The sequence below is a fragment of the Proteus terrae subsp. cibarius genome, assembly GCF_011045835.1.
Classification (GTDB): Bacteria; Pseudomonadota; Gammaproteobacteria; order Enterobacterales; family Enterobacteriaceae; genus Proteus; species Proteus cibarius.
On the sequence record NZ_CP047349.1, the window covers coordinates 2,177,979 to 2,200,069 of the forward strand.

At 46.0% G+C, this 22,091-nt stretch carries 21 protein-coding genes and 1 pseudogene; 7 read left to right on the top strand and 15 right to left on the bottom strand.

All coding sequences use genetic code 11. The annotated features are described in order from the left end of the window. Positions 1 to 56: 56 nt before the first annotated feature. Positions 57 to 650: a hypothetical protein gene (locus tag GTH25_RS10195; RefSeq protein WP_156733535.1), complete on the top strand. Its 594-nt coding sequence runs from the start codon at positions 57 to 59 to the stop codon at positions 648 to 650. A gap of 366 nt (positions 651 to 1,016) precedes the next feature. Here the strand turns inward: GTH25_RS10195 and GTH25_RS10200 are convergent, their stop codons facing one another. Next, a complete protein-coding gene (locus tag GTH25_RS10200; RefSeq protein ID WP_101095780.1) occupies positions 1,017 to 2,969 on the bottom strand; it encodes a DUF262 domain-containing protein in 1,953 nt (650 codons plus the stop codon). Beyond that, entirely contained in the window at positions 2,966 to 4,246 is a 1,281-nt protein-coding gene (locus GTH25_RS10205) for a DUF262 domain-containing protein (RefSeq protein ID WP_101095781.1), read from the bottom strand. The genes GTH25_RS10200 and GTH25_RS10205 overlap by 4 nt, the downstream gene beginning before the upstream one ends. A 690-nt stretch (positions 4,247 to 4,936) precedes the next feature. Between GTH25_RS10205 and sul2 the strand changes: the two genes are divergently transcribed. Genes sul2 through GTH25_RS10230 form a run of 3 tightly spaced genes read left to right on the top strand, consistent with a single transcriptional unit; the run spans position 4,937 to position 7,452 of the window. Further along, positions 4,937 to 5,752, top strand: coding sequence for a sulfonamide-resistant dihydropteroate synthase Sul2 (sul2, locus tag GTH25_RS10220; RefSeq protein WP_001043260.1), 816 nt, complete (start codon positions 4,937 to 4,939; stop codon positions 5,750 to 5,752). Positions 5,753 to 5,812: 60 nt separating this feature from the next. Beyond that, positions 5,813 to 6,616, top strand: a complete 804-nt coding sequence (gene aph(3'')-Ib / locus GTH25_RS10225; protein ID WP_001082319.1) for an aminoglycoside O-phosphotransferase APH(3'')-Ib — start codon at positions 5,813 to 5,815, stop codon at positions 6,614 to 6,616. Further along, positions 6,616 to 7,452: an aminoglycoside O-phosphotransferase APH(6)-Id gene (locus GTH25_RS10230; RefSeq protein WP_000480968.1), complete on the top strand. Its 837-nt coding sequence runs from the start codon at positions 6,616 to 6,618 to the stop codon at positions 7,450 to 7,452. Before aph(3'')-Ib ends, GTH25_RS10230 begins: the two co-directional genes overlap by 1 nt. A 106-nt stretch (positions 7,453 to 7,558) precedes the next feature. Here GTH25_RS10230 and GTH25_RS10235 read toward each other — a convergent pair. The 3 genes and pseudogenes from GTH25_RS10235 to GTH25_RS10245 form a co-directional block, all read right to left on the bottom strand. Then, positions 7,559 to 7,963 (bottom strand): annotated as a pseudogene (locus GTH25_RS10235) (IS91 family transposase); the annotation flags it as partial. Between the two features lie 43 nt (positions 7,964 to 8,006). Next, positions 8,007 to 9,230 carry an ISL3 family transposase gene (locus GTH25_RS10240; RefSeq protein WP_164530536.1) on the bottom strand — a complete coding sequence of 408 codons (1,224 nt, stop codon included), beginning with the start codon at positions 9,228 to 9,230 and terminating at the stop codon, positions 8,007 to 8,009. Positions 9,231 to 9,429: 199 nt separating this feature from the next. After that, positions 9,430 to 9,615, bottom strand: a complete 186-nt coding sequence (locus tag GTH25_RS10245; protein ID WP_164530537.1) for a hypothetical protein — start codon at positions 9,613 to 9,615, stop codon at positions 9,430 to 9,432. A gap of 605 nt (positions 9,616 to 10,220) precedes the next feature. On the opposite strand from GTH25_RS10245, the gene GTH25_RS10250 reads away from it, so the two are divergent. Together GTH25_RS10250 and GTH25_RS10255 are read left to right on the top strand one after the other, a co-directional pair. Continuing rightward, complete coding sequence (locus GTH25_RS10250; RefSeq protein ID WP_164530538.1) at positions 10,221 to 11,120, top strand: nucleotidyltransferase domain-containing protein; 900 nt, start codon at positions 10,221 to 10,223, stop codon at positions 11,118 to 11,120. Continuing rightward, a complete protein-coding gene (locus GTH25_RS10255; RefSeq protein ID WP_140350356.1) occupies positions 11,120 to 11,752 on the top strand; it encodes a Cap15 family cyclic dinucleotide receptor domain-containing protein in 633 nt (210 codons plus the stop codon). Before GTH25_RS10250 ends, GTH25_RS10255 begins: the two co-directional genes overlap by 1 nt. A 65-nt stretch (positions 11,753 to 11,817) precedes the next feature. Here the strand turns inward: GTH25_RS10255 and GTH25_RS10260 are convergent, their stop codons facing one another. The 10 genes from GTH25_RS10260 to GTH25_RS10305 all read right to left on the bottom strand — a co-directional run bounded on the left by GTH25_RS10260 (position 11,818) and on the right by GTH25_RS10305 (position 20,615). Further along, entirely contained in the window at positions 11,818 to 12,741 is a 924-nt protein-coding gene (locus GTH25_RS10260) for an Abi family protein (RefSeq protein ID WP_140367403.1), read from the bottom strand. Between the two features lie 476 nt (positions 12,742 to 13,217). Next, positions 13,218 to 13,472 carry a hypothetical protein gene (locus GTH25_RS10265; protein ID WP_164530539.1) on the bottom strand — a complete coding sequence of 85 codons (255 nt, stop codon included), beginning with the start codon at positions 13,470 to 13,472 and terminating at the stop codon, positions 13,218 to 13,220. Positions 13,473 to 13,492: 20 nt separating this feature from the next. Further along, positions 13,493 to 13,690 carry a conjugal transfer protein TrbL gene (locus GTH25_RS10270; RefSeq protein ID WP_164530540.1) on the bottom strand — a complete coding sequence of 66 codons (198 nt, stop codon included), beginning with the start codon at positions 13,688 to 13,690 and terminating at the stop codon, positions 13,493 to 13,495. Between the two features lie 33 nt (positions 13,691 to 13,723). Then, the gene (gene trbL / locus GTH25_RS10275; RefSeq protein ID WP_164530541.1) at positions 13,724 to 15,022 is read right to left on the bottom strand and encodes a P-type conjugative transfer protein TrbL; all 1,299 of its coding nucleotides are present in this window, start codon (positions 15,020 to 15,022) and stop codon (positions 13,724 to 13,726) included. A 2-nt stretch (positions 15,023 to 15,024) separates the two neighbouring features. Then, the gene (locus GTH25_RS10280; RefSeq protein WP_030000427.1) at positions 15,025 to 15,222 is read right to left on the bottom strand and encodes a hypothetical protein; all 198 of its coding nucleotides are present in this window, start codon (positions 15,220 to 15,222) and stop codon (positions 15,025 to 15,027) included. A 2-nt stretch (positions 15,223 to 15,224) separates the two neighbouring features. Continuing rightward, positions 15,225 to 15,998 (bottom strand): P-type conjugative transfer protein TrbJ, encoded by a 774-nt coding sequence (trbJ, locus tag GTH25_RS10285; protein ID WP_164530542.1) that lies wholly within the window; start codon positions 15,996 to 15,998, stop codon positions 15,225 to 15,227. Between the two features lie 237 nt (positions 15,999 to 16,235). Continuing rightward, positions 16,236 to 17,996, bottom strand: a complete 1,761-nt coding sequence (gene traI / locus GTH25_RS10290; RefSeq protein ID WP_164530543.1) for a TraI/MobA(P) family conjugative relaxase — start codon at positions 17,994 to 17,996, stop codon at positions 16,236 to 16,238. After that, positions 17,993 to 18,367, bottom strand: a complete 375-nt coding sequence (gene traJ / locus GTH25_RS10295; protein ID WP_164530544.1) for a conjugal transfer transcriptional regulator TraJ — start codon at positions 18,365 to 18,367, stop codon at positions 17,993 to 17,995. The genes traI and traJ overlap by 4 nt, the downstream gene beginning before the upstream one ends. A 967-nt stretch (positions 18,368 to 19,334) precedes the next feature. Further along, on the bottom strand, positions 19,335 to 20,342 hold the full coding sequence (locus GTH25_RS10300) for a replication protein RepA (protein WP_004729342.1): 1,008 nt from the start codon (positions 20,340 to 20,342) through the stop codon (positions 19,335 to 19,337). A 12-nt stretch (positions 20,343 to 20,354) separates the two neighbouring features. Next, the gene (locus GTH25_RS10305) at positions 20,355 to 20,615 is read right to left on the bottom strand and encodes a helix-turn-helix transcriptional regulator (RefSeq protein ID WP_427911257.1); all 261 of its coding nucleotides are present in this window, start codon (positions 20,613 to 20,615) and stop codon (positions 20,355 to 20,357) included. 163 nt (positions 20,616 to 20,778) lie between these two features. On the opposite strand from GTH25_RS10305, the gene GTH25_RS10310 reads away from it, so the two are divergent. Further along, positions 20,779 to 21,921 carry a hypothetical protein gene (locus tag GTH25_RS10310; protein ID WP_164530545.1) on the top strand — a complete coding sequence of 381 codons (1,143 nt, stop codon included), beginning with the start codon at positions 20,779 to 20,781 and terminating at the stop codon, positions 21,919 to 21,921. The last annotated feature ends 170 nt before the right edge of the window (positions 21,922 to 22,091 follow it).

Sequence of the window (22,091 nt, forward strand, 5' to 3'; positions counted from 1 at the left end):
AAACTTAGTCAAATTCCCATTTTATCCATGTGTAATTAGGTGGTTTATAAATTAAAATGATAACCTCACAACAAGCACAAGATATCGTTCTTAATCATTGTCATTCATCACATTGTGGTGAGCGGTTTGCTATTTATTTTTGTGAGTTATCGCCTAAGCAAGACTTTTGGATAATCCGTTGTAACTCTGAGTGTTATGTTATTTATAATCAACCAGAACATTGTTATGTTGGTGTAAATGCCTATTTAGTGGATACCTTTACGGGTAAAATTGATACCGTTGGCAGTGGAGAAAGTGTCGAGGATTTTCTGCAAGATATCTACGATGCCAAAGCCGCTGGCAGTCAGTTTTATCTTCTTCGCCCTACCTTTTCTAAAGAAAACAAAATCGCATTACTTAATTTAAAACAATGGTTAGGATACGGATATACCGACACCGTTAATTTACTCACTATTAGTAGAAATTGGTTTACTGGTAAACGCCGCCATTTACAACATATACAAGCATTATTAAATAAGCGTAATATTGAAACTGAAATTGTTCTCGTGGATAAAATCGAGCATGCCATTATTGTCGATAATAGTATATGGTTTGAAGAGGATATTATAAAAGAATTAAGGAAGGCTATTAGGAATGAGAATTCATGCTAATGAATTTAATTACTATTATTTCTAATATATTAAGTTTATTAGGTATAATACCAAATATTATTTTTCGTTATTTATCGCCATAATATTTTAGAAGCCACCAGTAACTTACTGATGGCTCTTGGTTTTTTAACCTTTATCAACTATTGCTGATAAACGTTATTTTATTCCCACTCGATGATTAATGCTGTCTTAAAACACTATAAAATCAATAAAATAGCATTATCTCTGCATGTCGATACCATACAAAATACCATGGTAAGAAAACTTGGAGACTGTACTGATCGTGTCGCCCGACGCAAAACGCTTTTAGACTGACAACTTGCACACCACAAAGGATATTCGTCCAAAAGCGGTTATTCAAAGAAGTCAACGCCCTGGGTTGGATCTTCCGCTTGCCTCCACCAGACTTACATCATCACGAAGCAATGTCACCATCGCTTCGTGATGTGCTGTTATCTGCTGATCGTCCCAGTTTGTATTTCGGGTGATTTCCGCCATTCTCTTGAGCTTGGGACTTTGAAGTTCAATTGTATCCTTGAAGTTTTCGGCCTTCGCTCTGGGGAGGCTATTGCTGAATTTTGAGTTCGCGCTGACGCTTACGAGCGCGAGGTTGCCAAGCAGGTTAAGGCTAGAACCTGAAACAACCGCGCCCGACTGTTCTTTGTCAGGATGCTGTGGATAGAAGTGCTCAATGGAAGTTCTGAACTGAAATTTGAAATCTCGTTTTGAGGAGTCACTCAACAGAAGATAGTCGAGATACGAAAAGACGATACGGCTGATACCAAACCCTTGTGGTTGCTGATCTTTCTCAAAGGAGAATGTCTCTTTAACCTTGCTGCGGGCATATCCCTTCAACAAATCGGCAAGATCCGCATGTTTCACGTCTCGAGGGGCTTTAACGGAGAGCCAGCGAAGAACTTTGGTAATCCAGTGCATCGTTCGCGGAGAAGTGTAGGTAATCCGAAGCATGGACTGAAGCAGCAATACATCTCGGGTATGTGGGTCAGCACTCCCGTCCTCCTCTAAGCTTCCATTGCTGGCCGAGAAAACATGGATGTACGTCGGGGTTGGCTTCTTGTCCCCGCCTCCTTTTTTCAGTCGCTGGAGAGACCAATCGCCATCGTCACCGATGTTTGCCGTGAATTGACGCTTCAAGATGAAGCCATCGAAGAGGTTGCGGCACTTGAGAAGCATAAATGCAAAACTACGCACCCAATCGGCTTTAGCATCGGGTACATTATTTACGGCGTCGTCAAATGACTTGATGAGGCGCTTGTCGTCAAGCAGGCCTTCGTCTTCGACCTCATCGCCTTTCATAATTCTTAGAACGTGTAGCAGAAAGGCCGGAAACTCAATAGTCGAACGAAACCGCTCGTTGCCCTCGTCTTCAGTGGAATTTGACTCGAGCTCTTTAGCGTATTTTGACAACGCCTCATCCAAGGACAACGATACCCCTTCGGAGGATTGCCTTGATGAATTGATGCCGGATTGCGGACGACTTTCCATTAGCGAAGCGAAGCTGGTCACCTCCAGCCAGGACCATTCATCACCAAATACTTTGTTTCGCAAACTTGTGTCACCACGGGTCAGAGACATCTGGACATAAGAATCCATGTCAGCACAGGAATCCCAAACCCACGCAAAGCATTCGCGTTCATATTGATTGGGCAGTTTGCTCATCAGGCGAGCCTTAACAATATCAACCTGCTTGAGTTGCTGCCCACGAGTGTTCATGATCTCGAAGTAGCGATTGAGGTCGGTATTGGGTGGCAGCGAGGCACGGACGACAGTCACCTTCGTTAGCAAGAAATCGGAGAATTTTTCGCGTGAGCGATTAAGGTTTTCATTTTGTTTGAAGAACTGATTGATGATGCTGTAGCCTTCATGAATGCCAGCATCTGCATTACTCGTGGAGCTCTGCGGTCGAGCGTGCTCCTTAGCCGCCTCCTGTGCTACTCGCAGCAGGGCCTCAGTTGCCCGTGCGCGCGACTCATATTGCAAGTGGCCTGCATGGCCAACCGAGGGCTTCTCACCCTCACCGTCTTGCTCCAGGAAGGTCAGAAGCAGATAGAGGGTTGTAAGTCGTTGTTGTCCATCTATGACCTCGAACTCATCCTCTCTACCCCGCTTGATTACAACAAGGTTCCCAAGAAAATAGTTGTCCTGGCCCCCTACCACCGAGTCTTGAATATCGCTAATAAGTTGCTCAATCTGTTCGGCCCGCCAAGCATAGTTCCGTTGATAAATAGGAATCAGATAATTGTCAGTGAATAACTTGCCTACTGTTAACAGTTCAGGTTTCAACTCCTTCTTGCTCATTGCAGCCCCTTGATAAAAGCAACGAGTTCCTTTTCGTGGTTATCGCTGTATGGCTTACTTGCTATTGGAAGTTTGCGGACAACACTTCCAGTCATCGCATTACGTAGCAAAACAAAAGGCGATTTATTTGCATCGTTTTTACCTCGCGCTCGGTTGTCAGCAGATACAAATTGCACACGAAGTAACTCGACCCGCAAGGCATATGCCCATGCGAATAACCTATTTCGCACTTCATCTACATCTTCATCGCCAAACTTGTTTGTATAGCAAAGCAGCGCGGCAATGAACAATTCGTACACGTAGCGGTAGCGACTTTGAGATGGGCCAAAGTTTTTGAAACCTCTGTCAATAACCTCTTGTTCCAGTATCTTCAATTCGTCAAGCATGAATGTCACCATCTCGAAAAATGAGCGTCCTGCGATTATCGGGGCATCAAGCTGAAAGCGGCTGCGCCCGGCATTTCGTGCATCATGTGTAGAGGATACCGACCATGCACTTAGAAGTGGCATAGCGGCTTGTGCTGCAAGGTGATATCGCAGATTTGGCGAAAATGACCTGTGGGATCGTGATGAAATGCCTTTGAACATGCCGATGTCCCGAATAGTAAATTCGAGCGAGCTTTCGCCTCGTGACCACTTGGATATCCGGTATAAAAAAGTAGAAAAAAGCCTGTCCAGATCCTCATCGTTTACGGCTTCCCAAGCCTCAACGACAGCCACTTTCATAGCAGCGGACTCATCGTGCATTTCGCGTAGGTGGTGTGCTTTGAGCAAGTCGTGAGGGGCAAGCGGTTTGCCGCGATAGTTCTGGGAATCAAAGACACGAAATGCCTCATCAATATCGTCCGTCACAATACGCACCAACTGACATTTGTGACAGATAAAATCCAAAAACTCTTTTTTATCTTCCAACTGCGACAGGCGCCTTTGAAGCTCTATCCAAACTAGGGAGACAGGAGTTTCGCTGTTACCAGACATCGAAATTTGATGATTTATCGGATCTAAGGCCGCAAGAATCATTCGCAAAGTCAGCAGGCGCTGCTGCCCGTCGACTACATTGAGATACTCACCATCATCGTGAAGAATGATTGCACCCAAAACATAGGGAATATCTTTTCGTTCGGTATCTCGAAGAGCTTCGCTGATATCATCCACCAGTTGTAGAGCAGTCGATACATCCCAACTGTATGGGCGTTGATAGTTCGGTATCCGAAGGCCTTGCTTGAGTAGTTCATCCACGGTGGCTGCACTAACACCGTTCTCTCCGTTAATCGCCATTCCTATGTCCCTTCATTGACGCTTTTCTATTTTCTCAGCGTATTTTCCGCAAACTTTATTCACCTATATGGATATTTCGATTCCGAGTGGCGGCTGTCTTGTTCACAATTTCTATCACGAGGTGCTCCTCTGGCGCATATTTAACGATCTGGGGCATGGGTCGAGAGAGCGGTTCTGATCAAAGCGAGCATCGATGGCATCAGCACAGCGCTGCATTGCACCCGGTTGTCGATACCATGGCATTTGCTGATACGGTCACATGGTATTTGCTATATCTTCGATTCAGCGTCGGCCTTAAACCATAAAAAATGCCATTGATAATGCAGTCAATATCATCAATGGCACTCACTAAATCAAATAAAACAATAGGCTAGATAATAGCCTCACTCCCACTCTATTGTAAACAAGACATTTTTATCTTTTATATTCAATGGCTTATTTTCCTGCTAATTGGTAATACCATGAAAAATACCATGCTCAGAAAAGGCTTAACAATATTTTGAAAAATTGCCTACTGAGCGCTGCCGCACAGCTCCATAGGCCGCTTTCCTGGCTTTGCTTCCAGATGTATGCTATTCTGCTCCTGCAGCTAATGGATCACCGCAAACAGGTTACTCGCCTGGGGATTCCCTTTCGACCCGAGCATCCGTATGAGACTCATGCTCGATTATTATTATTATAGAAGCCCCCATGAATAAATCGCTCATCATTTTCGGCATCGTCAACATAACCTCGGACAGTTTCTCCGATGGAGGCCGGTATCTGGCGCCAGACGCAGCCATTGCGCAGGCGCGTAAGCTGATGGCCGAGGGGGCAGATGTGATCGACCTCGGTCCGGCATCCAGCAATCCCGACGCCGCGCCTGTTTCGTCCGACACAGAAATCGCGCGTATCGCGCCGGTGCTGGACGCGCTCAAGGCAGATGGCATTCCCGTCTCGCTCGACAGTTATCAACCCGCGACGCAAGCCTATGCCTTGTCGCGTGGTGTGGCCTATCTCAATGATATTCGCGGTTTTCCAGACGCTGCGTTCTATCCGCAATTGGCGAAATCATCTGCCAAACTCGTCGTTATGCATTCGGTGCAAGACGGGCAGGCAGATCGGCGCGAGGCACCCGCTGGCGACATCATGGATCACATTGCGGCGTTCTTTGACGCGCGCATCGCGGCGCTGACGGGTGCCGGTATCAAACGCAACCGCCTTGTCCTTGATCCCGGCATGGGGTTTTTTCTGGGGGCTGCTCCCGAAACCTCGCTCTCGGTGCTGGCGCGGTTCGATGAATTGCGGCTGCGCTTCGATTTGCCGGTGCTTCTGTCTGTTTCGCGCAAATCCTTTCTGCGCGCGCTCACAGGCCGTGGTCCGGGGGATGTCGGGGCCGCGACACTCGCTGCAGAGCTTGCCGCCGCCGCAGGTGGAGCTGACTTCATCCGCACACACGAGCCGCGCCCCTTGCGCGACGGGCTGGCGGTATTGGCGGCGCTGAAAGAAACCGCAAGAATTCGTTAACTGCACATTCGGGATATTTCTCTATATTCGCGCTTCATCAGAAAACTGAAGGAACCTCCATTGAATCGAACTAATATTTTTTTTGGTGAATCGCATTCTGACTGGTTGCCTGTCAGAGGCGGAGAATCTGGTGATTTTGTTTTTCGACGTGGTGACGGGCATGCCTTCGCGAAAATCGCACCTGCTTCCCGCCGCGGTGAGCTCGCTGGAGAGCGTGACCGCCTCATTTGGCTCAAAGGTCGAGGTGTGGCTTGCCCCGAGGTCATCAACTGGCAGGAGGAACAGGAGGGTGCATGCTTGGTGATAACGGCAATTCCGGGAGTACCGGCGGCTGATCTGTCTGGAGCGGATTTGCTCAAAGCGTGGCCGTCAATGGGGCAGCAACTTGGCGCTGTTCACAGCCTATCGGTTGATCAATGTCCGTTTGAGCGCAGGCTGTCGCGAATGTTCGGACGCGCCGTTGATGTGGTGTCCCGCAATGCCGTCAATCCCGACTTCTTACCGGACGAGGACAAGAGTACGCCGCAGCTCGATCTTTTGGCTCGTGTCGAACGAGAGCTACCGGTGCGGCTCGACCAAGAGCGCACCGATATGGTTGTTTGCCATGGTGATCCCTGCATGCCGAACTTCATGGTGGACCCTAAAACTCTTCAATGCACGGGTCTGATCGACCTTGGGCGGCTCGGAACAGCAGATCGCTATGCCGATTTGGCACTCATGATTGCTAACGCCGAAGAGAACTGGGCAGCGCCAGATGAAGCAGAGCGCGCCTTCGCTGTCCTATTCAATGTATTGGGGATCGAAGCCCCCGACCGCGAACGCCTTGCCTTCTATCTGCGATTGGACCCTCTGACTTGGGGTTGATGTTCATGCCGCCTGTTTTTCCTGCTCATTGGCACGTTTCGCAACCTGTTCTCATTGCGGACACCTTTTCCAGCCTCGTTTGGAAAGTTTCATTGCCAGACGGGACTCCTGCAATCGTCAAGGGATTGAAACCTATAGAAGACATTGCTGATGAACTGCGCGGGGCCGACTATCTGGTATGGCGCAATGGGAGGGGAGCAGTCCGGTTGCTCGGTCGTGAGAACAATCTGATGTTGCTCGAATATGCCGGGGAGCGAATGCTCTCTCACATCGTTGCCGAGCACGGCGACTACCAGGCGACCGAAATTGCAGCGGAACTAATGGCGAAGCTGTATGCCGCATCTGAGGAACCCCTGCCTTCTGCCCTTCTCCCGATCCGGGATCGCTTTGCAGCTTTGTTTCAGCGGGCGCGCGATGATCAAAACGCAGGTTGTCAAACTGACTACGTCCACGCGGCGATTATAGCCGATCAAATGATGAGCAATGCCTCGGAACTGCGTGGGCTACATGGCGATCTGCATCATGAAAACATCATGTTCTCCAGTCGCGGCTGGCTGGTGATAGATCCCGTCGGTCTGGTCGGTGAAGTGGGCTTTGGCGCCGCCAATATGTTCTACGATCCGGCTGACAGAGACGACCTTTGTCTCGATCCTAGACGCATTGCACAGATGGCGGACGCATTCTCTCGTGCGCTGGACGTCGATCCGCGTCGCCTGCTCGACCAGGCGTACGCTTATGGGTGCCTTTCCGCAGCTTGGAACGCGGATGGAGAAGAGGAGCAACGCGATCTAGCTATCGCGGCCGCGATCAAGCAGGTGCGACAGACGTCATACTAGATATCAAGCGACTTCTCCTATCCCCTGGGAACACATCAATCTCACCGGAGAATATCGCTGGCCAAAGCCTTAGCGTAGGATTCCGCCCCTTCCCGCAAACGACCCCAAACAGGAAACGCAGCTGAAACGGGAAGCTCAACACCCACTGACGCATGGGTTGTTCAGGCAGTACTTCATCAACCAGCAAGGCGGCACTTTCGGCCATCCGCCGCGCCCCACAGCTCGGGCAGAAACCGCGACGCTTACAGCTGAAAGCGACCAGGTGCTCGGCGTGGCAAGACTCGCAGCGAACCCGTAGAAAGCCATGCTCCAGCCGCCCGCATTGGAGAAATTCTTCAAATTCCCGTTGCACATAGCCCGGCAATTCCTTTCCCTGCTCTGCCATAAGCGCAGCGAATGCCGGGTAATACTCGTCAACGATCTGATAGAGAAGGGTTTGCTCGGGTCGGTGGCTCTGGTAACGACCAGTATCCCGATCCCGGCTGGCCGTCCTGGCCGCCACATGAGGCATGTTCCGCGTCCTTGCAATACTGTGTTTACATGGCTCTTCGTTGTTATTGGTGGAACCCCATATCCAGCTTACCAAAGTGAAAGAAGATGGCACGTTGAAATCTCTCTGAATTTCGATACCCCATAGCCTTTACTCTGAGTAGTCTAATTTGGCTATTGATTGCTTCTGCCAAACCATTTGATAGACCAAAGCGCATGGCATTAAGTATGCCCCAGAGTTTACTCTCGATAGTATCTGCCACCGCCATTAAAGGTTTTAGTCCGCTGGCTTTAACTAAAGCTATCCAGTCTGTCCATCGTTGCTTTGTTCCTCGAACACTATTGCCATGCCAGATGTTTCTAGCCTGCTCTTTGAAATACCATGCGAGCGCCGTATTCATCATTGCCGGAATGAGTCTATTGACTCTCTCTCGGTCGGGTTTACTGAGATTATCTCGTCGCTTTAACCAGTAAAAACGCGTTCGATGTGCCTCTTGCCGCATTGATGGCGCCAACCTGAGTAACTCTTCTTTGCGGATCCGGTTAACCGCTTCCGTTAGCATCTTGGCTACATGGAAGTGATCAAATGCGATTTTCCTCTCTGCATTTGGTAACGCTTTCCTTGCAGCTTTAATGTAAGCAGGGCTCATATCCATACAGATGGACTGTGTTTGACGTAATGCATCTGAAGGCAGTTGTGTTAGGCAGGCATCAAAACTTGCAGCTGAGTGGCCCTCAGAAACCGCTAAAACTTGTCCTTCATGATTAGAAAGTAACGTGACATATTCATGCCCCTTTTTAAGTGCGGTTTCATCAACTAATAGATAGTCTGTATTAATCTGTTTGCGCTTTGCCAGTCCGCGGTAAACAGCACGCGCCATAATCCTGTCGATGGCTCCCCAGCTCAGTTTAAAGAATCGACTGACGGCATTAAGAGAACTCATCGCAAGCAAGGCCAGTACACGCATCTCAAATAGCTCAGTGTAACGACTACTACCACTGGCCCATGGGACTTGAAGAGTTTGATAACCGTGTGAAGTACAGTGTACTCGTGGCACGTTAGCTTGAATGAGCGTTTGATACTGGCAGGTATCCAAGTGACGCCATTTCCGTATACGGGAATCGTAATGGCGACTCGCATTGTGGCATATAGGGCATTTAAAGCCTGTTTGAGAAGCATAGGCGATGGTAACAATTATGCTCTGATGTGGTTCATCGAGTTGAACACTGGATACAATCCAGGGTGTCTTTAACCCCAAAATTTGTTGATATAAAGCTGCTTCACTCATCACTGATATTTAAGAGGAATTTGGCTGGAACTATACCTACTCCACCATGTTCAGAGAAGAGCCGTTTACATACAGTCTATCGCTTAGCGGAAAGTTCTTTTACCCTCAGCCGAAATGCCTGCCGTTGCTAGACATTGCCAGCCAGTGCCCGTCACTCCCACTCGAATATCAATGAGAATAAAATAAACTTATATAACAGCTAGTTAGAAAGGTGGCTTTTCTCAATACCATCATCGATACCATGCGCAGAATTTTTTTGAATTTTTGCTGCTCGTCGACGTTTTAGTTCTGCTTTGGCCCAAGCTGAGGATTCTTGCATATCACGACGAAGCTCTTGTATCTCTTCAACACTAAGCCGTCGCGGACCTGAGGTAATTCTATCCATCTTGTGCCTCCAACTTGTCGCAGTACATTTTTAAAACGCATCAAAACATGAGTTACCAGCAAGAGACCTTGGGGATATTTTTAGATTGTTTTTCATACACATCTTGAAAGCCATCAATACCGCCCAAAGATTATACAACGAGGAATAACCTCGTTAAATAAAAGGATCAAATCATGGGTTTGAAACCAGGGCCAAAACCAATAGCCAAGTCGACTGGTAAACCAGATCAACGTCGACGTGACAACAAAAAAACTCCAGGAAACACTCCGGGCTTAAAGCCGAGTAAATCCTCGACCAAGTAACGCTACCTCAATATCGAGTCAGAGTAAGCGGTACTGACTCTTGTTGCTATAACCCAAAACACACTTTTGCCCTAAAGTTGCTTAGCTCTACATTCTTGACTCGTTACGCTTGTCGTTTATTGATCTACTTTCGGTAATGGTAAACTATGTACATAGTTTACCATGGTGTGTTAGACCGACAGTGTCTGCGATTGGATAAATGGTTAAAAGGATTACGTAATGTTTTTTAGACAGACAAGTTCAGGTGGACGTTGTCTGTCTTAAAACTGTTAGTTGCTAAATTGCATCACTAAAGGAACAGGAATGAGTAGAGATTGGGAGTCAGATTTTTCAAGATGGGCGCAAGGACCAAGTAAAACTGAGCAGGAGCGAGCTGAAAACGCAGAACGTCAAATCAGGCAGGCAATTCAAAATAGTTCTAAGCTTCAAAATAGAGATATAAAAGTAATTACTCAAGGTTCTTACAGAAATCGGGTAAATGTAAGAAAAGATAGTGACGTTGACATCGGTGTAATTTGTTATGACGCCTTTTTCCCAGATTATCCAGATGATAACGTCAAAGCAGAATTGAATAAGAGCTTTAGCGATGGCACATACACTTATTTGACTTTCAAAAATGAGCTTGAAGAAGCCCTAGTCGCTCGATTTGGTAGAGCGTCCGTATCTAGAAGTAGTAAATCTTTCGACATTAAGAAAAACACTTATCGGGTAGAGTCAGACGTAGCAGCTTTCTTTGAACATAGAAGGTATACATCTACCTCTAGTTATTTATCAGGTGTAGAAATGCGACCTGATGATGGGAAACCGTTTATCGTACGAAACTGGCCAGAGCAACATTATGCTAATGGCGTAGACAAGAACAATTCTACATCCAGAAGATACAAGCGTGTTGTTCGGATTCTTAAAACGCTATCCAATGAAATGGCGGGAAATGGTATCAAATCAGCAGAAGACGCTCCCAGTTTTTTGATCGAATGCTTAGTTTTTAATGCTTCAAATTCCTGCTTCAACTATTCAACATATAAACAAATGGTTCGTGAAGTTCTAGCTGAAACTTTCAACAATACAATTAACGATGAGAAATGTTCTGAATGGGGGGAAGTGAGCGAGCTTAAATACTTATTCAGAGGCTCACAGCCTTGGACGAGGCAGGGAGCGCATAAGTTCTTAAGTGATGCATGGGACTACATAGGTTACGAATAATGCTAACTAGACTTCATATTTCATCATTTATTGGTCTCACGATCGCGGTTTGGTTAGTTGCTCTATGGGTTCAAGGCATGCCTGTACTCAGTGCGGACTTTGTAAAGCCATTTGGTACAGTAGTTGGTGTCATAACACTGTTTGTAGCCTTGTTTAACAAATACATGTGGTCATGGAAAATATTTAAAGGTTGGTATGTTAAAAGACCGGACTTGAGGGGAACATGGAAAGTTGAGCTGAAAAGTAGCTGGATAAACCCTGATACTGGTGAAGGAATCGAACCAGTCTATGGGTATGCAGTCATCAGGCAGTCGTTAACATTTCTTAGTTTGAGGTTGATGACAAAGGAATCTAGATCCGTGTTGGTAGCCCACAGTATAGAGCAGCAAGAAGATGAAGATCTGTTCAAGCTAGTTGGTGTTTATCGAAATGAACCCAAAATTGAATTACAGGGCGTAAGAAGCGAAATCCATCATGGTTCTTTCGCCCTAGAAGTGCATGGTTCCCCAGCCGAAGAGCTCGAAGGGCATTATTGGACAGATAGAGCAACAAAAGGTGGAATGAAGTTAGTTGGTCGTGTGGGAAAATTATATAGCACGTATGAGCAGGCAGAGCGTGAAATCGGCAACTAACAAGGCGCTGCTGTCGGACAAATTCTCCGCAGAGAGCGGCGTTAAGTGAATATGACTAGGCACTATTAAAGTGCCTCAATTAGAAGCTTAGTGCCGCCAAATTCGATGATTTTCGGTGTATTTGAAGTTGATAGTTCGCGTAAAAAAGCCTTCAGTTTATTTTTACGTTTTAGGCTAAATTGTCGTGCTTTTGAGCGGTATCTACATCTATCCAACATATCTTTCGATGCAGTATATCTAGCTTTAACAAGTAATTTTTGAACGTTTAGATATTTAGCTTTTTCATCGGAGATAATGGAAATTAATGACTCAATTTTGTCAATTTTTTGGTTCACATATGCTAAAGCCTCTTCCTCTGTTGTAACTGATATACCTTTCCATAACGGCTCATGGTGAGATAGACGGTTTCTAAAAGGCCTAAGTTCAGACACGATGTCATAAAGCTCTGTTTGGGTATCTGATGAGCTTTGGTGGGGCCAATTTTTAAATGATTTTTTAGTTTGTTTTGGCCATAGGTAATTGTTGTTATTTACTCTGTAATGACAAGTATGCAGGGCGTACTCCCATGTACTAAAGTCAGTAGCCGCAACAACTAAATTGAAATCAGGTCTGTGATCACGCCTCAATTGGCGACGACCACGGCTGCGAAGTTGTTTATTTAACTTTTTTACAACGTTATCTCTAGCTCTCTCGAAGTTTCCAACTAAGTTAGTATAGTTATAGTTGTCATTTCCACGATATTGTGTATGGCTAATTGTTTCATACCAATATGGTCCGAAACGCTCAACCGCTGGAGCGTTTATCGCATTTCTGAGTGCAACTTCACAGGCCTGCAATAATGGGTAGATTGCTCCACAAAGAGTTTTGTTCCAAAGATATATGCCATAGATCTCTTCTGTTGAATGACCATCAAAAAATTTTCGGTATGTTTCGATGCGTGGTGTTGAGATTGCATTCTGTATGATATGGTAGCGTATCGAATTTGGCATATATCTAACTTATGATATTGAAAGTGCAAGCAAGCTTATCATAAACCGTTTATAAGTCTGTATTCATATTTGACGTCCACCTCTCGATCTCGTATAGTTAACGGAGCTAGTGCAGACCCCTTTGGAATGGCAACATCGTTCTTTATGTCTAGCATAATGGCACTAAAGAAATAGCTAATGTAGAACCCTTTCAACAACAGGTTGATACTTCTTACATAACGGCACAAGAAATTAGCCCTTGCATTTATGCGAGGGCTTTCTTGTTTCTGAGGTAAAGGAAAGAAGTTTGTCATCAATTTATGTTCACTTAACAAACACTTAAGGTTTCAAGATAGTTTTCTTAATCAGATAGAGCCCTTTTAGATCATCAGGTCTAACAAGGTTCTGTCCAGAACGAGTTACAGCTTCACCATAATCGGTTTGATGTATGTGAAAACGCGGGCCGGTGCACCATCACCGGCCCGTGTGCTTTCTAACTACTTGCGTCGACCAAACGGCCATCGTCTCATTTTGTCTATTTGATCAATCGATCTCGTCATGTCCTTGTAAGCACGACCGGTCAACCTGTTTTGGAATACCTCCATTTTGTCGGCAATGTCTTTCATCTTCGGGCCGTGTCCGGTGCTGTGCAGCCACTGCCCAAAAAAATAGAAGGCTAACATCACAATGAACATCACTGCGAAGAAACCAAATACCTCCGCAAGGTTTTGGGGTGGAAAGTTAAACTCCATAATCAGTAATCCTTATCTAGTTAGGCCATGCGGCCTTTTTTAATAAAGCTGGCAATCTCACTATTTCGTTCCTGTTGACGTTCCTGGGCATACGAAACGTAATCCTCAACGTCGAAGGTGTGCTTTTCCGGGTCGCGCTCTTGCCATTCTGCGTGTGCTTGGCGGGCTTCTTCCTGGTCCTCACTGGATAGGCCATCAAAGCCGCCGGTTTGATTCATCCAGCCACATTGTCAAATGCAGGGGAAGCGTCGTCAGTCGCCCTCCTTGTCGTCTTCCCCGTCACCTTTCATGCTGTTTCGGATCGAGCTGGCTAAACGGCCTCCGCTAGTGCCACTAATTCTATCTCCGGCCATATCCCCCATTCCCTTCACCAAATTTGCACCGGTATCCGCTGCAATACGACCAGCTTTTACAGCGCTGCCTTTAAAGCCGCCGCCAGAGGATTCGCCACCGCTAGAAGATTGGCCGGAAGCTTGGGAGAAGGAGCCAGCCTCGTCAGAATCACCACCGCCACTAACACTAAATGCACTGCCCAGGCTCGACATAACGTCAGTATTATTCGCTACGTTCTCACCCGCTTTTGCAAATGCAGCCTGAATAGCAGACGCACCGCCGGCGGTAGCCATTGCGGCACCGGCAGCCATACCACCAGTGGCAACAGCCGCTCCGGCCATCGCCCCGGCACTGATACTGCCTGCACCTGCCGCCGCGCCGCCTCCAGGAACCAGGCTGGCAACCACATTGGGAACCGAGTGAATGAGCATCACGAGAACCAGTGAAACGACAAAGATCACCAGCAGTTCACGCATAGGGGCATCATTGGATAAATCGGCATAGAAACCGTCCATGATCGACATGGCAATACCAATGAGCAACGTCATTGTCATCAACTTCAAAGCAACGCCCAATACGCTTTTGAAGTAGTTGATTGCTATATCTGAAGTCCAACGCGAACCACCAAACCCCAGCACGAAAACACCGGCATAGACCAATATCCAAGCCGTCACCAAAGCCAACAACACATTTGCCGCCACTACCGCCATACACGCCAAAATTGCCAGCGTGATTAAGAAGATAGACAAGTTATCTATCGGGCTTGTGATGCTATAGGACTCACCAGCTTTCACAATAATGTCAAACGCAATACTAATAGGCTCTGACGGAGTTAGGTCTCTCGAAAGGCCACCGGCTTGAGCACCGATCGTTCTCAATGAGTCGATGATTGACGTGGCAAAATCTGGGCCGTTTCTGAGCAACCAGAGAAAGAAACCAAACGTCAAAATGAAGCGCACGAACTCGGCAAAGAACTCCCTTATATCCGCTTGTTTAAGAATTAAGGTCCCGCCAGTCCAAACAAGGGATATAGTGCCCAGCGTCCAGAACAGCCAGGCGGCATAGTTTGTAATTACCGTGCCCCAAGTAGCACTTGCTGTCATGAAACGCACGGCCACTTCATCCAAAACACCATTAGGCTCAATGGCCGCTGATGCTGTTTGCGAAGTCAGTAAAACGATCAGAGTCATCACAAGTCGAATGAATACCTTGCTCATGATTAGAACCCCTTGTTCTTGGAGCGGTCAGTGGGTTCGCCCATATCCCAAAAGCAATGTCCTTCTTCCCTCTGCTCTTTCGTTAGGTTTGGGTTGTCACAGTCGATCGTTGCAGGCTTGGGCCCGTCATCTTCACCGCATCCCACCAGAACGAAGGAGACCAACGCACTAACGATAAAAACTCGTGTGATATTTTTCATAATTAAAACCCCCTGTTTTCTGAACGGTCGGTTGGTTCACCCATATCGAACAACCTTTCACGGGACGCTTGATATTGCGCTTCTCGGTCAGCATCCGCCTGCATTCGTGTGCCAACGGCATTCTGCTGAGCGATCAGCAAGCTGCGGATTTGCAGTAGCTGGTTGGCCTGGTTGCTAGCGAGCTGGTTAGCATAACCAATCGCAGCCAGTTGGCCGTCCGCACTCTGAGCACCAGATTGCAGGCGATTGAGCTGGCGGGCATCGGCTTCCAAGTTATCTTGCTGCTGTTCCAGACTCCTAAACAGTGCGTCGTTGGCCTTTTTCTGCGATTCTGACGCAAGGCGTCGGTTCTCGGTCATTGCGGCTCGTTCAGCATCACTGCACCCCACTGACGAGAAGCAGGGCGAACTGCGGTAATAGGCCACATCCTGGAACTTGCCCAGGTACGCATCGAGACTACCAAGCTGGGTTTGGTAATAGGCGAGTGTGTTGGTAGCCTGATTCAAATCGTTGATGGTGCGTTGCGCTTGGTCCCAAACATAAGAAGCCGGGGCCATCGAGTTTTGCAGCATGTTTTCATACTGCTGCAACTGGGTTTGATACTGCTGAATTTGCTTAGCAGTCTGTGTAACAGCTTCCATTGCCGACATGATGTTCTGAACTAGATTCGTACCATCAGCAACCGGAATCCCCGCATATACAGGATTAGAAAGGTTTAACGCCAAGGAGATGGCAAGCACGGGAATTTTAGCCGCTAAAATTTTTCGTTTTAGCATGGTTAATTACTCTTAGTTGTTATGACTAAAAGTTGCATTCACCAACCTGTAGAAACTTGATCTCTACTCCTGCCGTTACCAGCGGTGAATGTGGGCCTTTTCAGAGATAGCTCGCCACTTACTATCCCGGCGCCCGACCTGCGCGACACCGTAAAACGCGCGGCCAAATAGGGTTAAACATCGGTGTTATTACCAACCGAAGCGGTTAGGGCTTCCGTCGATTCTTTTGCCATCACATCAACGTGATCGGCTCTTATGTTGTCGTTTTGCCTTTTTAGCTGCCTGCTCAGCTTGGAGCTTAGCTTTACGCTGCTCTAGTGCTGGCATGACCGCCGCTTTTTCAGGTAAAGGGCCTGACTGTATCGCTAAGACCTCTAACTGAGATAGGTTTTGCAACCAGCCACGGCGTGAAGGTGGCACTTTGCCAATCGGTAACACGCCAGGCTTATCAGACCGCTTGGCCCTTTTATTCTGCGCTATTAATGCCTGACGACGGCGTTCTAGTCCTTGATCGGCAAATTTGATAGACAGATTGCCATCTACTGCCGCCTTGATTACTCGCGCCTTGAACTCAGGCGAACCATTCACGGTAATACGATTACCGTAACGCTCCATTGCTACCTTTAGCGCAGCTAAGACACTGGTTTGGTTGGAAGCCGTCGACACTTGTAGACGCTCACCATCATCACGCACGGCGCTGTTACCTGCTCGATAAATAATGGTGCCTTTTTTCGTAATCGTATCGACCATTGCTTTGGGCTCGGCCTGAACTGCATCCCCGTTTAGTGTGTTGCCTTTAAGCTTTTGTGCAGCCTCTCGGCTACGTAGCGCTTTGAGGGCTTCGCTATCTCCCTGCAATGCCTGGCTCTTTAACCAATCCGCCCAGGTTTGGCGTTTATTGCTTTGATATATCGTTTGCCGTTGCTCTTGGTAACGCTTGTGAATGCGCTCAAGCTCGCTTTTCAATGCATTGCTGGCCTGTTTGTACAAAAGCTTCTTAGTAAGCTTATTGCTACCGGTTAACTTAATCGCTGCGCGACGGCCACGCCCTTTCCTCTTGGCGTTATCAACCTGTCGATCTTTATCACGACGAGCCTGTTCAAGGGCTTGCGTTTTACGCTCTGCGGCATGTTTCTGCTCTGCTTGATAACGGGCATATAGCTCGGTGGTATTCACCTTTAAGCGAACAGGTCGGTGTGTATATTGGCGGCTCGGCTTAATAGAATCCGATGCAGTCGCTTCAAAGGGACCAAGGCGCGCTTCGAGTTTGGGTTTAGAAAACTCACGTCCCAAGGTGCTCGCTTTGATAATCGCTTCACCATCGGCAACGATCACTAGACCATTTCCTCTGGTTCTTAACTGCAAACCATTGTCCTGCATGACCTGGTGCAGCACCTGCCAGCTATTGGCTGATTTAATCTCGTCCATGCATTCGCGCTTCACCCAACCCACTAAGCTTTCAATACCCGAATGCCGCTCCATATCCATCGCACGTGATTCGGCCCCGCGCTTGCGCGGTATATGATTATCCGGCTGCAAACCAAAATCCTGCTCGATGGCCTCGCACATTTCCGCTAGCTTCTTATGCGGGTAGTACGGCTCATGGATTGTGTTGCGCGTGGGATGGATTTTATTGATCGCGATATGGATATGTTGGTTGTCCGTATCGTTGTGCACAGCACTGACACGCTGATGTTCTCCATAACCCAAGCCTTGGCAAATGCGCTCTTCTATCGCGGCCAAAGTATGCGCTTCTAACTGTTCACCATTAGGGAAGCTCACTATGAGGTGGTAGGTTTTATCACTCTTCGCTCGGGTGTTCGCGAATTGAGTTGCTAACACTTCGCTGATCGCATCGCGCACGGTTTTCGCTTCACAGTTATTTAAACGAACGTTACCAAGTCGATGCTCTTTGCTCTGGTGATCGGTGATGTAATTCACCAAGCCCGCAAAGTCAGATTTCCCCTGAGAACGCATCGGTACATGCTTGACTATCATTGATCGGCCCTCGGCCGAAGAATGGATTCCATAAGCGAGCTCATTTGATCTTGCGTCGCTTTAATACGATTAAGCACCGCTAAGATTGTATTGACTCCCACATTCGCTACCTTGGCATCATTACTAAGCCATAACTTAAGCAAACCACCCAAACGCCCTAAGTCACCATTCACTCTTACCAGTTCGCGTACCTGTTCTACATCGGTAATACCTTGAATGCGATAACCTTGGCCGACTTCACGTAGATAAGTAGAAGTACTAAGACCTGCTTGCACAGACAGCGACTCGATCAACTCACGCTCCTCTGGCAGACAGTAAACCTTAATCGGTGGGCTATTCTTTCGAGTGATCTTGTTCGTGCTGTTCCCCATGCTTTGCCTCCTCTCTCTGGCCCCGCAGGGCAGGATTAACGTTGAGCTCCGAAGGTGCGAATAAGTCAAAAGTGAAGAGGCTTCGCCATGCTTGCATGGTGTGCCTACTTCACACATCCTGCCCGCATTTCAACTTTGGTTTTATCACGGAAAGTTATGCATGCCCTTGTGCATTTCTCTGCATTTAACTGTTTATTCCTGTGTAAACTATGTTTACCCGATAAGTCAGATACTTATAGCGGTATGACAGCGTACTTATAGCGACTGAATAGCGCTAAAATAGCGGCCTTACAGCGATTTATGTGTATTGGCTTTACTCAATATCACGACACAGAAAAACACCGCTTTCCTAACACTTTCCGCTCTAGGCTAAATTCAAAGCCTTCGTATTTAACTGCCCCTCAAGTGTCAATGAATGTTTAAACACCAAGGTAACCACCATAAAAATACATAACTTCCAAAAAAATGATTTCATTGACAGTTTTGATCACGACACAGACAAACATCGCTTTCTTAACACTGTCCGCCCTATGGTAAATTCAAAGCCTTCGTGTTTGACTGCCCCTCAAATGTCAATAAATGCTTAGACGCCAAGGTGAAAGTAATAAAAATTACTTTATCTTCATATAGTTAAAAAATACAACTTCCAAAAAAATGATTTCATTGACACTTTTGAGCAACCTATTGATCAAAGTTATCCACAATATTTGTTTGTTCAACTACAGGTTTATTTTTTTATATAGGTATACCTACAGGAAAGACTATAGGAGGTTCTGCAACCACATGTTATTAAAAAGCTTTTTAGCCTTTCTAGAAACAGAACATGCGTACTCAGAAACAAAACATGCGCAGCCAGAAACAGAACATGCGCAAAATCCCCCCTTTAAAGGGAAACAGAACATGCGTGGATAACTTTCTAAACACCCAGGCTTACTAACATCAAGAATGGTGCGTACATACTGTTTCATCACACTTCAATATCCCGTGAAACCTGTAGCTTTGTCTGACGAGGTACTTGAGGAGCACTAGGCTTCAAAAGCAACCCTTTTTCGGTTGGAGTAGCATCTAGCTCTGGCCATGCCTGCTGTACCTTTTTCAGTCCATCCTTAAACCGCTGCTTAAAGCTTTTTACATTGGCATAATTAGACCCCATTTGCTCCATCAAACCTGACCACGGAATAATTGTGGCTCGCTTTAAGTAACTCACCCGATAAGTCGCCCAACAATATATGTCTAAAGCCATCGGAGAACGCTTAATCAACCGCAACACTCTCATATCCAGAGGGACCGGTTTATCAGTAATCAATTGAAAAAATTTAGGCGACAGTTCCACCCAAGATTCCCATAGTGAATCTTGATCAGGTTGCTTCGTACTCCACCAAATATGGGAAATATCAGCAACTCTGGCTCCAGTTTCATCTTCACAAATATATCCACTTTCATCATTTAGCTCTGTATAGCTAACACTGATCGTCGTTTTAAATAATCGCCGCATTTGTTCTCGAAAAGGACCAATGGTTCCATTTTCGCCTCCAGTTGAACCTAGCCCTAGCTCTTCCATAAAACGTCTTTGAGAATGTCCCAGATCAAGCTTGCGTGCTTCCTGTTCAGTGATAAAACCACTGTCCAGTCTTGACTTATTTCTTACTGCTTGTGTACTGACCCAAACCAACAACAAACGTGCATAGCAACCGTAAGGCAAACCTACAGATGAGGGGGTCATCATGTGCATTGTGAAATGACCATTCTTGCGGCTCCACTCATTCGATTTGGGCTTACTATGCGGTATAGTTGCTTGAATCAGAAGCCGCGCGATAAAACCGAGTTCATTCGCTTCCTGAGCACTGCGCTCCTGGATTGCTATGATGTTGTCGATATATTTCGTGCTGATCTCTAGCTTACCGCTGGTAACCGAGGCACTTTTTCGCCGAGTGGTTCCCTTAGCCTGAACATCCGTTACATCTTTAATCGTCATGTGGACTCAGACTTACCAAATAAAACCAGGTCTTGCGGCTTTTAACGCAGACCTACGTTTTTCTTCTATCCAGTTCTCAACCTCAGCCAGGTCCCAAGCAACACTTCGGCTGGTCAGAACAATACGGCGAGGGAACTCCCCACGCTGTTCCAGGTTATAGATGGTTCGATCAGATAGCGGAACCATACGCAGTAATGTTTTTCTATTAATCAGTGTCTTATGTGCTAGTTCATGCATGGTAATACCTCTACTTGCTGTAAGAGGTTTAATCATGCCAAACACGATAAAAGTTTAATCTTAGATTCAGGACAGAAAGGTGGAATATGAATGCTAGCCTTAGCATGCCATTACAAGACATTTCCTTTTATTGCCAATTAACAGATAAATTCTTATAGTGAAACTTTATAAAAATCGCATGTTGAGACTGGGTAATGATATGGATAGTATTGAGTCAGAAAAAGATGCAGCAAAGCGCTTAGGCTTATACAATTTTTTAATCATAGATAAAGGCTGTGATGAGTTTGTATCTCAGGCTATCAAAAGATTCCGGGATGAATGGGGGCCATATTCTCAGTACTCTACGCGTAGGAATATTATTAACTTAATTCACAAATCATTAGACAATAGCATTTCAAGATTTATTAATAATCTTCCTGAGAAGTATCAATATTTCTTTCCAAAACAAGACAAAAAGATATCTTTAAGCTTATTGATTAAAGAGTTAGGTTTTCAAGAAGCCCATAAGGAAATAAAAAGACATCTAGCATTTTTCATCGAATACAATAGTTCTGGCACTGAAACAGATAGACGATTTATCGCCACTTTAGAAGCAATAATAAATCTAGTTTGGATGTGTTATCTAAGACGGCCGAAATTCCAAGAGTACTCAACTGATGTAAAAATTAATACTACTAGAAAGCAGACTTTATGTGAGTTCTGCGGCGAAAAAACAGAATTAACGTCATTTATAGAATCATTAGATAAGAATATCATTCAATATAAAGATCTAGACGATATAAAATTAATGGCTCTAAGCCATAATTTTTGCTCACTCCATAAACAAAAGAAAAATAATACTTCGGCTTATAAACGAGCAAAACGCTCTCAAAATCAGTTTGAAACCGAAGTATTAAGATTACGCCGACAAGTAGCCAAACCAGATAAGCGTAATGCTATGTCAGGTGATGAACTCATAGACGAATATTTCTATCTCTACCTTCAGGGGAAAATGGTCACGTCAGAACAAGCTGAAGCTTATATGAACTATGTACGCAAAACATTTGGCAATCAAATAAAAGTCGATACAACTATGCTCCATCACTTACATGAGATTTCGGATTCTCTGACTAATGAAGGAACTATGATTTCTTCCGGTGATATTGACAAAATTCGAAACATAGCTCGAAGAATGGTCGATTCGAGGATCACTGATAACAAGAAAAGAATGCTAGTTTTGAAACAAAGAAAGCTTAGCCAAAAAGAGATTGCTCAAGAACTTTCAGAATACACTGGTCAGCACATAATTCACCAAACCGTATCTAAGGCGCTTTCATCTGTTCGAGATGAATTTTTTCTATGAGTTAATTTAGCCGCTAAAATTTGACTCAAAAGTAACGGGGTTTCATCTGACAGGCAGGTATGAACGTTCAAGGAGGGGATCATTACGATAACTTGGCGCAATTATTAGTTCAACTGAGCAAAGCAGACGTTCGCCTAACTTGTTTCTGCCCCATTGTGAGTTAGTATCAT

Bases quoted from the DNA above. Each gene is read 5' to 3' on its own strand.
- GTH25_RS10195 (WP_156733535.1), top strand. From the start codon at position 57: ATGATAACCTCACAACAAGCACAAGATATCGTTCTTAATCATTGTCAT.
- GTH25_RS10200 (WP_101095780.1), bottom strand. From the start codon at position 2,969: ATGAGCAAGAAGGAGTTGAAACCTGAACTGTTAACAGTAGGCAAGTTA.
- GTH25_RS10205 (WP_101095781.1), bottom strand. From the start codon at position 4,246: ATGGCGATTAACGGAGAGAACGGTGTTAGTGCAGCCACCGTGGATGAA.
- sul2 (WP_001043260.1), top strand. From the start codon at position 4,937: ATGAATAAATCGCTCATCATTTTCGGCATCGTCAACATAACCTCGGAC.
- GTH25_RS10230 (WP_000480968.1), top strand. From the start codon at position 6,616: ATGTTCATGCCGCCTGTTTTTCCTGCTCATTGGCACGTTTCGCAACCT.
- GTH25_RS10240 (WP_164530536.1), bottom strand. From the start codon at position 9,230: ATGAGTGAAGCAGCTTTATATCAACAAATTTTGGGGTTAAAGACACCC.
- GTH25_RS10245 (WP_164530537.1), bottom strand. From the start codon at position 9,615: ATGGATAGAATTACCTCAGGTCCGCGACGGCTTAGTGTTGAAGAGATA.
- GTH25_RS10250 (WP_164530538.1), top strand. From the start codon at position 10,221: ATGAGTAGAGATTGGGAGTCAGATTTTTCAAGATGGGCGCAAGGACCA.
- GTH25_RS10255 (WP_140350356.1), top strand. From the start codon at position 11,120: ATGCTAACTAGACTTCATATTTCATCATTTATTGGTCTCACGATCGCG.
- GTH25_RS10260 (WP_140367403.1), bottom strand. From the start codon at position 12,741: ATGCCAAATTCGATACGCTACCATATCATACAGAATGCAATCTCAACA.
- GTH25_RS10265 (WP_164530539.1), bottom strand. From the start codon at position 13,472: ATGGAGTTTAACTTTCCACCCCAAAACCTTGCGGAGGTATTTGGTTTC.
- GTH25_RS10270 (WP_164530540.1), bottom strand. From the start codon at position 13,690: ATGAATCAAACCGGCGGCTTTGATGGCCTATCCAGTGAGGACCAGGAA.
- trbL (WP_164530541.1), bottom strand. From the start codon at position 15,022: ATGAGCAAGGTATTCATTCGACTTGTGATGACTCTGATCGTTTTACTG.
- GTH25_RS10280 (WP_030000427.1), bottom strand. From the start codon at position 15,222: ATGAAAAATATCACACGAGTTTTTATCGTTAGTGCGTTGGTCTCCTTC.
- trbJ (WP_164530542.1), bottom strand. From the start codon at position 15,998: ATGCTAAAACGAAAAATTTTAGCGGCTAAAATTCCCGTGCTTGCCATC.
- traI (WP_164530543.1), bottom strand. From the start codon at position 17,996: ATGATAGTCAAGCATGTACCGATGCGTTCTCAGGGGAAATCTGACTTT.
- traJ (WP_164530544.1), bottom strand. From the start codon at position 18,367: ATGGGGAACAGCACGAACAAGATCACTCGAAAGAATAGCCCACCGATT.
- GTH25_RS10300 (WP_004729342.1), bottom strand. From the start codon at position 20,342: ATGACGATTAAAGATGTAACGGATGTTCAGGCTAAGGGAACCACTCGG.
- GTH25_RS10305 (WP_427911257.1), bottom strand. From the start codon at position 20,615: ATGATTAAACCTCTTACAGCAAGTAGAGGTATTACCATGCATGAACTA.
- GTH25_RS10310 (WP_164530545.1), top strand. From the start codon at position 20,779: ATGGATAGTATTGAGTCAGAAAAAGATGCAGCAAAGCGCTTAGGCTTA.